General features: G+C 72.7%; 1 protein-coding gene. It reads right to left on the reverse strand.

The annotated features are described in order from the left end of the window. Window positions 1-32: 32 nt before the first annotated feature. Window positions 33-632, reverse strand: coding sequence for a hypothetical protein (locus GT042_RS02125; protein ID WP_161306985.1), 600 nt, complete (start codon window positions 630-632; stop codon window positions 33-35). Window positions 633-840 lie beyond the last annotated feature (208 nt).

Consider the following 840-nt stretch of genomic DNA (forward strand, 5'->3'; position numbering starts at 1 on the left):
GGTGCTCTCCCCGCCCCGGGCCCGCTTCGGCATCACGACCTTGGACGCCTCTCCCGCATCACCTGGACCGTCGCCGCATCCACTCGCGACACCGCCGCCAACACCTCGGCCAACACCCGCCCGACCGCGTCCACGACAGGGTCGACCACGCCTGCGGCAGGTACGCCAGCGAGGTCCGCGGCGGAGACAGGGACGGCATCCGGAACAGCGGGCCCGGGTCGGGGGCGGGACACCGGGAGCGCGGGCGCGTGGCGCACGGACACCGCGGGCGCGGACACCGGCGGCATCGTGGGCAAGGGCGCGGACGGCGCCGGGCGTACGGGCTCGGCGGGCGCGGGGTCGGGCAGGGCCCGTACGGCCCTGACCGTCTCGCGGAGCTGGACGCGGGCCTGGACGAGCTCGCGCAACACGTCGCCGGCATCTTGCGAGACCGGCACCAGGACCTGCTGGCCGACCGCGATCAGTTGCCGTGCCGCCCAGGCCGCCGGGGCCATCCCCTCACGCCCCGCAGCCGCCCGCACCACCTCCAGCTCCGTGTCGTCGAAGACCATGTAGAACCGGTTGGAACGGCGCCGGCCCACCTGGCGCTCGCGCCGTCTCCCACCTGGATCACCGACCGTGTCGGCCGTCACCGAACACCCCTCACATTCCCTGCCCTAAAAGGCCTTCACGAATTTTCAGGTCCGGGGCTTATTGCCCCCATTACGTACTAACTGGCTACCGGTTTCTACTGCTTCAAAAATGTCACGCACCCGGGCGCCGGGAACCACCCGCGCACCCCCCGGGGGGGGAGGGCGGAAAACCCCCGACCCCGACGGCCCACCCCACACCCGCCCACCC

Origin of the sequence: Streptomyces sp. SID3212, assembly GCF_009865405.1 — a bacterium.
Classification (GTDB): Bacteria; Actinomycetota; Actinomycetes; order Streptomycetales; family Streptomycetaceae; genus Streptomyces.